The 12,393-nt window shown below is 66.2% G+C and carries 13 protein-coding genes; 3 read left to right on the top strand and 10 right to left on the bottom strand.

Translation table 11 applies throughout. The features are described 5' to 3' along the window. Positions 1-33 precede the first annotated feature (33 nt). From GV044_RS07275 to ndhC, 4 genes are read right to left on the bottom strand one after another with little or no spacing between them, the layout of a single operon-like run. Positions 34-1,248 (bottom strand): NADH-quinone oxidoreductase subunit D, encoded by a 1,215-nt coding sequence (locus tag GV044_RS07275; RefSeq protein WP_371741579.1) that lies wholly within the window; start codon positions 1,246-1,248, stop codon positions 34-36. A 2-nt stretch (positions 1,249-1,250) separates the two neighbouring features. After that, entirely contained in the window at positions 1,251-2,147 is an 897-nt protein-coding gene (locus GV044_RS07280; RefSeq protein ID WP_159867461.1) for an NADH-quinone oxidoreductase subunit C, read from the bottom strand. A 2-nt stretch (positions 2,148-2,149) separates the two neighbouring features. Continuing rightward, a complete protein-coding gene (locus tag GV044_RS07285; RefSeq protein ID WP_236554772.1) occupies positions 2,150-2,710 on the bottom strand; it encodes an NADH-quinone oxidoreductase subunit B family protein in 561 nt (186 codons plus the stop codon). Continuing rightward, positions 2,707-3,081 (bottom strand): NADH-quinone oxidoreductase subunit A, encoded by a 375-nt coding sequence (gene ndhC / locus GV044_RS07290; protein WP_159867464.1) that lies wholly within the window; start codon positions 3,079-3,081, stop codon positions 2,707-2,709. The genes GV044_RS07285 and ndhC overlap by 4 nt, the downstream gene beginning before the upstream one ends. A gap of 262 nt (positions 3,082-3,343) precedes the next feature. Between ndhC and GV044_RS07295 the strand changes: the two genes are divergently transcribed. Next, positions 3,344-4,540: an acetyl-CoA C-acyltransferase gene (locus GV044_RS07295; protein ID WP_159867467.1), complete on the top strand. Its 1,197-nt coding sequence runs from the start codon at positions 3,344-3,346 to the stop codon at positions 4,538-4,540. Between the two features lie 265 nt (positions 4,541-4,805). On the opposite strand, the gene GV044_RS07300 is transcribed toward GV044_RS07295, so the two are convergent. After that, positions 4,806-5,279: an SH3 domain-containing protein gene (locus GV044_RS07300; RefSeq protein ID WP_159867470.1), complete on the bottom strand. Its 474-nt coding sequence runs from the start codon at positions 5,277-5,279 to the stop codon at positions 4,806-4,808. An 82-nt stretch (positions 5,280-5,361) separates the two neighbouring features. Here GV044_RS07300 and GV044_RS07305 point away from each other — a divergent pair, with 82 nt between their 5' ends. Then, positions 5,362-6,381: a D-glycerate dehydrogenase gene (locus GV044_RS07305; RefSeq protein WP_159867473.1), complete on the top strand. Its 1,020-nt coding sequence runs from the start codon at positions 5,362-5,364 to the stop codon at positions 6,379-6,381. Between the two features lie 150 nt (positions 6,382-6,531). Continuing rightward, positions 6,532-7,812 carry an ammonium transporter gene (locus tag GV044_RS07310; RefSeq protein WP_159867475.1) on the top strand — a complete coding sequence of 427 codons (1,281 nt, stop codon included), beginning with the start codon at positions 6,532-6,534 and terminating at the stop codon, positions 7,810-7,812. A 133-nt stretch (positions 7,813-7,945) separates the two neighbouring features. On the opposite strand, the gene GV044_RS07315 is transcribed toward GV044_RS07310, so the two are convergent. The 5 genes from GV044_RS07315 to GV044_RS07335 all read right to left on the bottom strand — a co-directional run bounded on the left by GV044_RS07315 (position 7,946) and on the right by GV044_RS07335 (position 12,300). Next, positions 7,946-9,352, bottom strand: a complete 1,407-nt coding sequence (locus GV044_RS07315) for a nitronate monooxygenase family protein (RefSeq protein ID WP_159867477.1) — start codon at positions 9,350-9,352, stop codon at positions 7,946-7,948. 48 nt (positions 9,353-9,400) lie between these two features. After that, a complete protein-coding gene (locus GV044_RS07320) occupies positions 9,401-10,150 on the bottom strand; it encodes a class I SAM-dependent methyltransferase (protein WP_159867479.1) in 750 nt (249 codons plus the stop codon). Positions 10,151-10,241: 91 nt separating this feature from the next. Continuing rightward, complete coding sequence (gene prfB, locus GV044_RS07325; protein WP_159867481.1) at positions 10,242-11,369, bottom strand: peptide chain release factor 2; 1,128 nt, start codon at positions 11,367-11,369, stop codon at positions 10,242-10,244. 113 nt (positions 11,370-11,482) lie between these two features. Continuing rightward, positions 11,483-12,025 carry a peroxiredoxin gene (locus GV044_RS07330; RefSeq protein WP_159867483.1) on the bottom strand — a complete coding sequence of 181 codons (543 nt, stop codon included), beginning with the start codon at positions 12,023-12,025 and terminating at the stop codon, positions 11,483-11,485. Positions 12,026-12,069: 44 nt separating this feature from the next. After that, positions 12,070-12,300, bottom strand: a complete 231-nt coding sequence (locus GV044_RS07335) for a biotin/lipoyl-containing protein (RefSeq protein ID WP_159867485.1) — start codon at positions 12,298-12,300, stop codon at positions 12,070-12,072. Between the last annotated feature and the right edge of the window lie 93 nt (positions 12,301-12,393).

The following is a 12,393-nucleotide window of genomic DNA, read 5'->3' on the forward strand; positions in this document are numbered from 1 at the left end:
GTCCCACCCCGCCTGCCTCGGCACTCGAAAACTCTACCGGTCGCATTCCCCGAAGACGACGTCGATCGCACCCAGGATCGCGGTGGCATCGGGCAGCATGTGCCCCTTGCACATCATATCCATCGCCTGGAGGTGCGAGAACGCGGTCGGCCGGATCTTGCAGCGGTACGGCTTGTTCGAGCCGTCCGAGACCAGGTAGACGCCGAACTCCCCCTTCGGGCTTTCGGTCGCCACGTAGACTTCACCCGCCGGTACGTGAAAACCCTCGGTGTAGAGCTTGAAGTGATGGATCAGCGATTCCATCGAGCTCTTCATCTCGGCGCGCTTGGGCGGAACGATCTTGCGGTCGGTCGAGGCAATCGGACCTTCGGGCATCTCGCGCAGGCACTGCTTCATGATACGGGCCGACTGGCGCACTTCCTCGACGCGGACCATGAAGCGGTCGTAGCAATCCGAGTTGGTGCCGACGGGGATCTCGAAATCCATGCGGTCGTAGACGTCGTAGGGCTGGCTCTTGCGCAAGTCCCAGGGAATGCCGGCGCCGCGGATCATCGGGCCGGAGAAGCCCCAGGCGATCGAGTCCTCGCGGCTGACCACGGCGATGTCGACGTTGCGCTGCTTGAAGATGCGGTTGTCGACCACCAAGCTCATGGCGTCGTCGAACAGCTGTGGCAGGCGCGTGTCGAGCCAGTCGCCAATGTCGGTCAGCAGCTTGAGCGGCACGTCCTGGTGGACGCCACCCGGGCGGAACCATGCCGCGTGCATGCGCGCGCCCGAAGCGCGTTCGAAGAAGTTGAGGCAATCCTCGCGGATCTCGAACAGCCACAGGTTGGGCGTCATCGCGCCGACGTCCATGACGTGCGACCCGAGATTGAGCATGTGGTTGCAGATGCGCGTCAGCTCGGCGAACAGCACGCGCAAATACTGCGCGCGCAGCGGCACTTCGAGGTTCAGCAGCTTCTCGATCGCGAGCACGTAGCTGTGCTCCATGCACAGCGGCGAGCAGTAATCCAGCCGATCGAAATATGGCAGCGCTTGGAGGTAGGTCTTGTGCTCGATCAACTTCTCGGTGCCGCGGTGGAGCAGGCCGACGTGCGGGTCGACCCGCTCGATCACCTCGCCGTCGAGCTCCATAACCATGCGCAGCACGCCGTGCGCGGCCGGGTGCTGGGGTCCGAAGTTGATGGTGTAGTTGTCGACCGACTCGCCCGTCGTGGTGGGCGAGCGTTCCAGAGTCATTCCGCTCATGATCAGCTACCTTCGGGAGCGGGACCGCCGCCCTGCTTGTCCGACGCCGGGCCATCGGCCGGGCGATCGGGCTGCTTCGCTGTCGGATCGGGCGCACCAGGTTCGGGCGTCCCGGTGGTCTTCACCGTAGGCTCGCTCTGACCCTGGCCTGCCACCGTACTCGACGTGGTGGCGCTCGGCGCGACTTTCTGCTCGGCCTTGCTGTCGCTCGGCTCGGCAGCGCCGCTCTGACCGGGTTTCTCGGTGACCTTCGGCTCGGCGACTGGGGGCGATGCCGGCTTCTCCGAGGCTTTCTCGTCACCCGGCAGCACGTAGTCGGCGCCTTCCCAGGGGCTGAGGAAGTCGAACGAGCGCAAGTCCTGAGCCAGACGCACCGGCTCATAGACGACGCGCTTGTCCTCCTCGGAGTAGCGCAGCTCGTGGTAGCCCGTCAGCGGGAAGTCCTTGCGGAACGGGTGTCCTTCGAAGCCATAGTCGGTGAGGATCCGGCGCAAGTCCTGGTTGCCGGCGAAAACAACGCCGTACATGTCGAACACCTCGCGCTCGAGCCAGCCGGCGACCGGCCACAAAGTTGTGACGGTCGGCACCGGCGTGTTCTCGGCCGCGGTCACCTTCACCATCACGCGGTGGTTTTTGGTGAGTGAGAGCAGCATGTAGACGACTTCGAAGCGCTCGGCCCGCGACGGATAGTCGGCGCCGGCGATCTCCATCAGCTGCTGGTAGGCATGCTCATCGCGCAGCAGCCGCAGAGCATCCTCGACGCTTTCGCGCCGCACGGTGAAGACGAGTTCCTCGAACTCTTCCTTCGCATCGACCAGCATCGCGCCAAGCGCGGCGGACAAGGTGTCCAGCACGCCTTCGCTCGAGGTGATCCTGGGAGCAGAGTGCAACACGGCCATTCTCAGCGCTCCAGCGTGCCGACGCGGCGGATCTTGCGCTGCAGCTGCATGACGCCATAGAGCAGCGCCTCAGCAGTCGGCGGGCAACCCGGCACGTAGATGTCCACCGGCACGATACGGTCGCAGCCGCGCACGACGCTGTAGCTGTAGTGGTAGTAGCCACCGCCGTTGGCGCACGAACCCATCGAGATCACGTACTTGGGATCCGACATCTGGTCGTACACGCGGCGCAGCGCCGGGGCCATCTTGTTGCACAGCGTGCCGGCGACGATCATCACGTCCGACTGGCGCGGGGAGGCGCGCGGCGCGACGCCGAAGCGCTCCATGTCGTAGCGCGGCATGTTGACGTGGATCATCTCGACCGCGCAGCAGGCGAGGCCGAAGGTCATCCACCACAGCGAGCCGGTGCGGGCCCACTGGAACAGCTCTTCGGTGGAGGTGACGAGGAAGCCCTTGTCGGACACTTCCTGGTTCAGCCCGTCGAAGAAGGCCTGATCCGGCAGCTTGGCCTCGCTCTCGGGAACGTGGCCGTCCTTGCGAAATTGGGTGACGAGATCGGTCATTCCCAGTCCAGAGCTCCCTTCTTCCACGCATAGGCGAGGCCGATCGCCAGTTCGCCCAGGAACACCATCATGGTGATCCAGCCGGGCCAGCCCGTAACGTCGAGCGACACCGCCCAGGGGAACAGGAACGCCGCTTCCAGATCGAACACGATGAACAGGATCGCGATCAGGTAGAAGCGCACGTCGAACTGGCTGCGCGGATCCTCGAACGCGGGAAAGCCGCACTCGTATTCGCTCAGCTTGTCGGCATTCGGATTGTGCGTACCGGTCAGCCGCGCCACACCCATGGGCAGGAACACGAATGCCGTCGATAGCGCCAGCGCGATCACCAGGAAAATCAGGATCGGCAGGTATTGCGAGAGGTCGACCAAAGCTCTGACTCGTTGCGATAACCGGTTGCACCGCGCCCTAGTCCCGCCCGGTGCGCGGTGCAACCCCGGGCGCCCTCTTGGGCCTCAATATGCGGCCCGTGAGGAAACGGCATCAATCTATGTCTATCCGGACCGACGAAGGCCTACATGGACCGCGTTTCGCGCATCCATACGGACGGTATCGGCGCATTGCCAATGCCGCATTGCAGCATTATGCGCGATGCAAAGCGCTGTCCAACGCAATTACTGAGAGGGCTAGACCATGGCACAGATTTCCGCCGCCGATCCGATCGTGATCCTGTCGTATGCACGCACCCCGATGGGCGGCCTGCAGGGCGCACTCGCCGAGGTAAGCGCGACCGACCTTGGCGCCACGGCGGTCAAGGCCGCAGTCGAGCGCGCAGGCGTGTCGGGCGATGACATCGAGCGGATCTACATGGGCTGCGTCCTCCCCGCTGGCCTGGGCCAGGCCCCTGCGCGCCAGGCCGCGATCAAGGCCGGCCTGCCCAAGTCGGTGCAGGCAACCACGGTGAACAAGGTCTGCGGCTCGGGCATGCAGACGGTGATCATGGGTGCAGAGGCGCTCGCTTCGGGCTCGATCGACATGGTCATCGCCGGGGGCATGGAGAGCATGACCAACGCGCCTTACCTCTCCAAGAAGCACCGCGGCGGTGCGCGCGCCGGCCACGACACGATCTACGACCACATGTTTCTCGACGGCCTGGAAGACGCCTACGAGGAAGGCCGTTCAATGGGCAGCTTCGCGCAGTGCACCGCCGACGAGTACCAGCTGACGCGCCAGGATCAGGACGCCTACGCGATCGAGTCGCTGCGCCGTGCGCAGGCCGCGATCTCCAGCGGCGCGTTCGCCGGTGAAGTCGTCCCGGTCACGGTCAAGACCCGCAAGGGTGAAGTGATCGTCGACACCGACGAAGCGCCCGGCAAGGGCCAGCCCGACAAGATCCCGCAGCTGAAAGCCGCCTTCGCCAAGGAAGGCACGATCACCGCGGCCAGCTCCAGTTCGATCTCGGACGGCGCCGCTGCGGTGGTGCTGACGCGCGCCAGCCAGGCGCAGGAGAAGGGCCTGAGCCCCGTCGCCACCGTGGTCGGCGTCGCTGCTCACGCGCAGGAGCCGGCCAAGTTCACCACCGCACCGGCCGGAGCGATCACCAAGCTGCTGAAGAAGGTCGACTGGGCGATCGAAGACGTCGACCTGTTCGAGATCAACGAGGCTTTCGCCTGCGTCGCCATGTTCGCCATGCATGATCTCGGCATCCCGCACGACAAGATCAACATTCACGGCGGCGCGACGGCGCTGGGCCACCCGATCGGTGCCTCGGGCACGCGCATCATCGTGACGCTGCTCGGCGCGCTTAAGGAAAAGGGCCTGAAGCGCGGCATCGCTTGCCTGTGCATCGGCGGCGGTGAGGCGACCGCAGTCGCGGTGGAACTGGCCTGATCTATCGCTAACCTTCCCTCGGGCCTGCTTGGGGGAAGGTCGGTGCGGCATCGATGAAAGCGGCGCCACTTCCTGTCGCGCCGCCACTTCAGCCTTTGCCTCAACACCGCTCATGCTGAGCTTGTCGAGCATGCCAACCACCGGTGCGCCATGTCCCAGGATTACACCCGAGGTCACGGGCAGGCTTCGACAAGCTCAGCCTAGGCGGTGTTGAGGTTAGGTTGTTCGCCTTCGTGACCTGCTATCCAGGCAGGCAGGGCTCACCTTATGGGTTCCCCGTACCCCACAGGCGATCAGCCGGCGCAAAGGCCTTGTGCCCATCGGCATCGAACTGGCACCAGCCTGCCTCGCACTCGCCGAGCAGCCCGACGACGCCCGGCTCCACTCGCCACTGCAGGTGCGAGTCTGCCTTCGGTTCGGCGCGCATCTCCGCCGCGCCCTTCCCGGTCACGATTGCCGCGCGCTGGCGCGAGAGCAGCAGGTCGCGCATCCAGCCCTTGTCGCCTGCCGGGTCCTCGATCAACCGCCATGGACCCTCGCGGCGCAGTACTCTCACCGGCAAGTGCGGGCGGCGGTAGACCCAGGAGATGCGGTAGCTGTCTCCTGGCCCCACACGCATGTTAGCGACGTCCGCATCGATGGACGCCCAGTAGGGCACACCCTCGTCCTCGGCGCGCGCGGGCATGGCCGCACAGCACAGGGCCAGAGCAAGGACGAGACGGGGACGAAGGGCAACCATGCCGCGTGCATAGACCTCTCGCGAACATCGCTTCAAGGCTTCTTGACCGCGCCCGTACGCTCGTCCACCCGCTAGGCCCGACATGACCGCCGAGCCCCAGGCCCCGACCGCGCCCGCCACCCCTGCCCGCAAGCCGCGCGTGATCGTCACGCGCCGTCTTCTGCCCGCTACGCAGGCGCGCATGCAGGACTTGTTCGACGTGCAGCTCAACGCCGACGACCGACCCTTTTCACGCGAGGATCTGGCAGCGGCGATCCGCGCGTGCGACGTGCTGGTGCCCGCCGTTACCGACTCGGTCGACGCGGAATTGATCGCCGACGCGGGCGAGCGCCTCAAGCTCATCGCGCAGTTCGGCGCCGGAACCGACAACATCGACCTGGCGGCTGCCCATGCGCGCAAGATCATCGTCACCAACACACCCGGCGTGTTTACCGACGACACGGCCGACCTGACGCTCGCGCTGATCATCTTCGTCGCGCGCCGCTTCGCCGAGAGCGCCCAAGTGCTCGCGCAAGGTGCATGGGAGGGGTGGGGCCCGACGAACCTGCTCGGGCAGAACCTTGGCGGCAAGCAGTTGGGCATCGTCGGCATGGGCCGGATCGGCCAGGCGGTGGCTCGGCGCGCCCGCGCCTTCGGGCTCGAGATCGTCTATCACAACCGCAACCGCTTGCCTGCCGAGTTCGAGACCGAGCTAGGTGTGCGCTACGAAGCCGATCTCGAAGCACTGTTTGCACAAGCCGACATCCTGACGCTCCACTGCCCGGCCCTGCCCAACGGGGAGCCGCTGCTCGACCGCCGACGGCTCATGCTGATGAAGCGCGGCGCGCTGCTGATCAACACCGGTCGCGGCCAGCTGGTGGAGGAGGAGGCGCTGATCGCCGTACTCCGCGACGGACATCTGGGCGGCGCCGGGCTCGACGTCTTCGCCAATGAGCCACAGCTCGATCCACGCCTGCTCGCTTTGCCGAACGTGCTCGTGCTGCCGCACCTGGGCAGCGCGACGCGCGAGGGGCGCGAGGCCGCGGGCGAGCGGGTGATCGCCAACATCCGCTTCTGGGTCGATGGACACAGACCTCCGGACCGCGTCCTTCCTCCGCTCTGACGCGCCTGCCCCGCCAGCCTCTTGTGCGGTAACGAAATATCGACTCAACTGCGCTACCCGGACGTAACGATGCCGCCGGCAGCGCCGGAAGGCGGTCGGACAGCGGCGCCGGAGGGGGATTGCCGAACCATGCCGTTTCGCCGCGCTTCGATGTCTGTTGCTCTGGTTGCCTCCGCACTGGTTGCCTTCGCCCTGCCCTCGATGGCCATGGCCCAGGATGGTTCGATCGAGGCGAGCGACAGCGGCGACACAGCCTGGCTTCTCGCCGCTACCGCCCTGCTGTTGATCGCCACACTGCCGGGCATGGCGCTGTTCCAGGCGGGACGAGCGCGAGCGGGTGCCTTCGTCGCCATGCTGATGCAGACCGCCGCGGTCGCTGCCGCCGTCTCGCTCGCCTGGATCGTTTGCGGCTACACGCTTGCGTTCGGGGGCGTGACCTCAGGCTGGCTGGGCGGCGGCAATGCCATGATGTTGGTCGAGCTCGGCAACGTGCGGGATGGTCTGTCGGTACCCGAGAGCGCCTTTGCGCTGTTCCAGATGGTCTGCGCCGTTCTCGCGTCGGTGATGATGCTGGGTGCCTGGTCCGGACGCGGCCGCTTCGGCTGGGTGGTGCTGTTCGCCGCGTTGTGGAGCGTGGTCGTGCTCGCGCCTGTGCTGCACTGGCTGTGGGGTGGCGGCTGGCTCGCCTCCGCCAGCGGCACCATCGACTATGCCGGCGGCATGGCGCTGGAGGTGTCGGCCGGGACAAGTGCGCTGGTGACGGCGGTGCTGATGGGCCGCGGCATCGACTTCCCGCGAGACAGCAACACCGGCCTCTCGCCGATCACCCTGGCGGGCGCACTGCTGTTGTGGATCGGATGGTTCGGCCTGTGCGGCGGCTCCGCCTTCGCCGCCAACGACGATGCGGCGGCAGCGCTCATCTCCGCGCACGCCGCGGCTTGCGCCGGCGGCCTCATGCGACTGCTTATTGACCGGCTGCGCCGTGAGCCGCCCCGCGCCGAAGCTTTCGCCTTGGGCCTGGTATCCGGCTTGGCGGCGATCGCGCCCGCTGCGCTCTATGTCTCGCCGGGCGGTGCCATGGCCATCGGCGCGATCGGTGCCACGCTCTCGGCAGGAGCGGCATGGCTCGTCCGCCGCATGGGTATCGATGATCGGCTCGGCGTGTCCGCGCTGTTTGCCGTGCCCGGCGCTGCGGGATCGCTGCTGGTCGGGGTGTTCATGGCCCGGGCGCTGGGCGGCACCGGCTACGACGACACCATGAACCCGATCGCGCAACTGGTCGCCCAGGGGATCGGAGTGGTGGTGGTTGCGGCTTGGTCGGCGATCGGCAGCACCGTGATCGCGCTGATGGCCTCGCTCGCGTTCCCTATGCGGGTCAGCGAAGCCTCCGAGGAAGCCGGCCTGGACGTGGCCACACACGGCGAGCGCTGACGTCGTCCCGGGCTCGACCCGGGACGACGTCAGCGACGAACCTCGTGCTAAGCGCCACGTGAAAGCTTGGGGTATTTTGAAACCGGTCCCGGGTCGAGCCCGGGACGACGTGGGTCTCGACCCTTGCCTAGCCTCAGTCGCCCGTCAGGATGCGATCCACCAGTTCCTTGACCGTCGGCGTGAAGCCGTTGGAATAGAACGGATCCTGCTTGAACTTGTAGGCCGCGTGGCCGGCGAACATCAGGTTCTCGTCGATCGGGCCATCGTGCGCGATATCCTGCAGGGTCTTCTGGATGCAGAAGCTGCGCGGATCGGCGAGGCGGCCGGTGGTGTAGTCGTCATGGTCCTTCCACGAGGAGAAGCCGCAGTGCGATAGGCAGCCCATGCAGTCGGCCTGATCCTTGCGGATGACATCGCGCTCGATCGGATCGACGAACACGATGGTGTCGTCCGGCGTGCGCAGGCCATCGGTGTAGCCTTCGAGCACCCAAGTCCGGGCGCGCTCCAGGTCCTTGGGCGCGACCCAGAAGTTCTTGCCCTTGACGCCCACGTCCAGGCGGACCGTATGTTCGCCCGCCTCGACCTTCGAGTAGGGGATCTGCCGCTCGGACCGCGCTTCCAGATTGCGCAGGAAGGGATTGCGCACGGCCGAGGAGTAGAAACCCGTGGGCGAGAAGCGGTGGAGCAGCACGTCGCCTGGCTCCAGCTCGCGCAACGCGTCCTTCCACTGCTGCGGGATCGGGCTCTCGTGGGTGAGCAGCGGGCGGGTCCCGTACTGGAACGCGATCGAGCCCAGTTCCGGGTTGTCGATCCAGTTCTCCCAATCGCGCAAGTACCACACGCCGCCGGCCATGATGATCGGCACGTCATCGGAGATCCCCTCGCCGCGCATGGTGTCGCGCAGCGCCTTGACGCGGGGGTATGGATCCTCGGGCTTGGTCGGGTCCTCGGCATTGGACAGGCCGTTGTGGCCGCCGGCCAGCCACGGGTCTTCGTAGACCACCGCCGCCATCAGCTCCGAAACCTTGGAGTAGGCCCGCTTCCACAGCGCACGGAACGCCCGCGCGGAGCTGACGATGGGCAGGTAGTTGACGTTGAAGCGCGCCGCGATCTCGGACAGCTTGTAGGGCATGCCGGCGCCGCAGGTAACACCGGTCACCATGCCGCGCGTCTTCTCCAGCACGCCTTCGAGCACGGCTTGCGCGCCGCCCATTTCCCACAGCACGTTGATGTTGATGGCGCCCTTGCCGCCGGCGATGTCATAGGCGCGGCGCACCTGCTCCACCGCGCCGTCGATGGCGTAGCGGATGAGCTGCTCGTGGCGTTCCTTGCGGGTGAGCGCGTCGTAGATCTGGGGCACGATCTTGCCCTCGGCATCGTAGCTGTCGGCGTTGACTGCGCTTACCGTGCCGATGCCGCCGGCAGCCGCCCAGGCGCCCGAGCTGAGGTGGTTGGTCGCCGAGACGCCCTTGCCGCCTTCAACCAGCGGCCAGACTTCGCGGCCGCCGTACATGATCGGCTTAAGACCCTTGAAACCCATGACTTCTTCGTCTTCCTTCTGGAGCGCGCCCGCTCAGCTAGCACCCATTCAACCCAGGGCGGCCGGAGCGCTGCCAGCCAAACGGCACGGTCGTATCGCCTCTGGCGCTGGTCTGGCACCTTTTGCCTCGAAGCGCGCGTAATAACCTTGCATCTTGGGCTTACGCACAAATTCCGCCAAGCGGAAGCCCACTGCTTCGAATTCGCAGAAAAGCAAGGCGGGCGGGATGCCGTGGCTCTCGGTCGGGCGGTCGATGTCGACCACTACGACGCTGCCGCCGGGCCGCAGCGCCGGACGCAGCCGCCACAGGAACGCGTACGGCTCGCCCACCTCGTGGTACATGTGGACCAGCATGATGCGGTCGAAGCTGTTCGCGGGCAGTCGCGGATCGTCCTCGGCACCTTGCTTGATCGAGACGTTGTCCAGCCGCTCGCGCTCGATGCGCAGGCCCAGCCTTCGCAGCGCCTCACGGTCGATGTCCTGCGCCAGCACGCGGCCGTCAGCACCCACGCGTTGCGCGAGACGGACCGTATAGTAGCCCTCGCCCGCGCCAATGTCGGCGATCGACATGCCCTTGTCGATCCCAGCCAGATCCATGACGCTGCGCGCCTCGTTGACGCTGTCCCGCTCGGTTTCGGAGGAGAAGCCGTTGGCGCCCAGGTTGGAGATGGGGCGGTCCGCGCGCGGGAACATGCGCGAGGTGGGCGCGCGCCCGTCCTCGACCTTCTTCTCGCAGCCCGAGGAAAGCAGCGCGAGCGCCAGAACGGCGGAAGGGATGATGCGAGAACGCGCGACCATGGCCGCCCCTTAGCGAGTCGTCATAGGCTTGGCAAAGCCGTGAGTTAGCCGGATGCTTGATGCTCCCCTCCAAGGGGAAGATCATCTCAACTCAATCCACGTCTTCGACTTCGACCTTCTCGCCCGTCACCCGCTGCGAAAGCGCTGCGGCCATGAACGCGTCCAACTCGCCGTCGAGCACGTCGCCCGGTGCCGTGGAGACCAGGCCGGTACGCAGGTCCTTCACCTGCTGGTAGGGCTGCAGCACATAGGAGCGGATCTGGTGGCCCCAGCCGATGTCGCTCTTGCTGGCGTGCTCGGCGCTGGCGGCCTCCTCGCGCTTCTGCATTTCGGCCTCGAACATGCGGGCCTTGAGCATGCCCATGGCGATCTCGCGGTTCTTGTGCTGCGAGCGATCGATCTGGCTCGCGACGACGATGCCGGAGGGCTGGTGCGTGATGCGCACTGCGGAATCCGTGGTGTTGACGTGCTGCCCGCCAGCACCCGACGCACGATAGGTGTCAATCTTCAGGTCGGCCGGGTTGATCTCGATCTCGAAGGTATCGTCGATTACCGGGTAGACCCACACGCTGGAGAAGCTGGTGTGGCGCCGCGCGGAGCTGTCGTAGGGGCTTATGCGGACCAGGCGGTGCACGCCGCTCTCGGTCTTGGCATAGCCGTAGGCGTTCTCGCCCTTGATCAGCAGCGTGGCGCTCTTGATACCCGCCGCTTCGCCCGCGTGGTAGTCAACCAGTTCGACCTTGTAGCCCTTGCGCTCGGCCCAGCGGCTGTACATCCGCTGCAGCATCTCGGCCCAGTCCTGGCTCTCGGTGCCGCCCGCGCCGGCATGGACTTCGAGGTAGGTGTCGTTGCCGTCGGCCTCACCGGCGAGCAGTGCCTGCACCTTGTCGCGATCGGCCCGTTCGGCAAGCGCCTTCAGCGTCGCGTGGCCCTCGTCGATGGTGGCAGCGTCGTCCTCCATCTCGCCCAATTCGATGAACTCGATCGCGTCGGCCATCTCGCTCTCGATCTGGCGGACAGCGCCGATCGAAGCTTCGAGCCGGCGACGCTCCTTCATCACCGCTTCGGCTTCCTTGGGCTTGTCCCACAGCGTCGGGTCCTCAACGCGCGCGTTCAACTCTTCGAGGCGACGCGTGGCGCGATCCCAGTCGAGGAACTTGCGGACGAGCGCCATCGCCTTCTGTATACGCTGAACGTGGGCCTGCCCTTCGGCACGCATGACGGCAAAACTCCGGAACGAATAGGGGTCGCCTCGCTTAGCGGAGCGGGCGGGATTGTAAAGGGAACGGGTGTCCCTTGCGCTCTCCCCGTCCGGGAAGAGGGCATCGGGCCTCAGCGCTTTTTGAGCGCCTTTACCGCAGCCAGCGTCTGCGCGACGTGATCGCGGAAGTCGAGATCCGAGTGCACGAACACGATTTTGCCATTGGGCGCGATCACGTAGCTGGTGCGGTCGGTCATTCCAGCCGGCGCCCCTGCCCGCTTTAGCGCAACGTCATAGGACTTGATGATCGCCGGGCTCGCCACGCCAACGGTGAACTTGTCGCGGCACTCCTCGGTGGAGAACTTGCGCAAGGTCGGCAGGTCGTCCGCCGACAGGCCGATCACGGTCGCGCCGTACTTCGCGAACTCCGGCGTCGCCTCGGCAAAGGCGTGCGCCTCCAGCGTACAGCCTTGCGTGAATGCCTTGGGGTAGAAGTAGAGGACGACCGGTCCCTTGCGCAGCGCCTTTCGCAAGTCGAGCGGAACGTCCTTACCGCCGAGCGCCCCCTGCGTGCTGAACGCCGGCGCGGCAGTGCCGACCGGCAGAGTGGCCATGGCCGCGCCCGGCAGAGCGAGGGCGGCGAGGGAAGCGAGAGCGGTGAGGCGCTTGATCATGGCGGCAGTCTGGACCCGGCCGGCGGCCAAGTCCAGCAACTCGCTCACTCGATGTAGCCGAGGACCGTGCCGACTTCGTAAGTCTCACCGGTGGACGCGGTGATCTTCAGCGTGCCGGTGGCGGGCGCCTCGACTTCGTTGGTCGACTTGTCAGCCTCGAGCGAGAACAGCGGCTGTCCTTCGGTCACCTGCTCGCCGTCCTTGGCGAGCCATTCGGCGATCTGGCCCTCCTGCATCGAGAAGCCGATTTTGGGGAGCAGGATTTCAACGGCCATGGTGTGTACGATCCTCTTCGCGGTTTCTGCGCTGACTAACGCATGTCACGGGGCTGGCAAGGGGATTGGTAGCGGCCACGCGATATCTGCCCT

The sequence above is a fragment of the Novosphingobium sp. 9U genome (assembly GCF_902506425.1).
In the GTDB taxonomy this organism is placed as follows: domain Bacteria; phylum Pseudomonadota; class Alphaproteobacteria; order Sphingomonadales; family Sphingomonadaceae; genus Novosphingobium.

Bases quoted from the DNA above. Each gene is read 5' to 3' on its own strand.
- GV044_RS07275 (WP_371741579.1), bottom strand. From the start codon at position 1,248: ATGAGCGGAATGACTCTGGAACGCTCGCCCACCACGACGGGCGAGTCG.
- GV044_RS07280 (WP_159867461.1), bottom strand. From the start codon at position 2,147: ATGGCCGTGTTGCACTCTGCTCCCAGGATCACCTCGAGCGAAGGCGTG.
- GV044_RS07285 (WP_236554772.1), bottom strand. From the start codon at position 2,710: ATGACCGATCTCGTCACCCAATTTCGCAAGGACGGCCACGTTCCCGAG.
- GV044_RS07295 (WP_159867467.1), top strand. From the start codon at position 3,344: ATGGCACAGATTTCCGCCGCCGATCCGATCGTGATCCTGTCGTATGCA.
- GV044_RS07300 (WP_159867470.1), bottom strand. From the start codon at position 5,279: ATGGTTGCCCTTCGTCCCCGTCTCGTCCTTGCTCTGGCCCTGTGCTGT.
- GV044_RS07305 (WP_159867473.1), top strand. From the start codon at position 5,362: ATGACCGCCGAGCCCCAGGCCCCGACCGCGCCCGCCACCCCTGCCCGC.
- GV044_RS07310 (WP_159867475.1), top strand. From the start codon at position 6,532: ATGTCTGTTGCTCTGGTTGCCTCCGCACTGGTTGCCTTCGCCCTGCCC.
- GV044_RS07315 (WP_159867477.1), bottom strand. From the start codon at position 9,352: ATGGGTTTCAAGGGTCTTAAGCCGATCATGTACGGCGGCCGCGAAGTC.
- GV044_RS07320 (WP_159867479.1), bottom strand. From the start codon at position 10,150: ATGGTCGCGCGTTCTCGCATCATCCCTTCCGCCGTTCTGGCGCTCGCG.
- prfB (WP_159867481.1), bottom strand. From the start codon at position 11,369: ATGCGTGCCGAAGGGCAGGCCCACGTTCAGCGTATACAGAAGGCGATG.
- GV044_RS07330 (WP_159867483.1), bottom strand. From the start codon at position 12,025: ATGATCAAGCGCCTCACCGCTCTCGCTTCCCTCGCCGCCCTCGCTCTG.
- GV044_RS07335 (WP_159867485.1), bottom strand. From the start codon at position 12,300: ATGGCCGTTGAAATCCTGCTCCCCAAAATCGGCTTCTCGATGCAGGAG.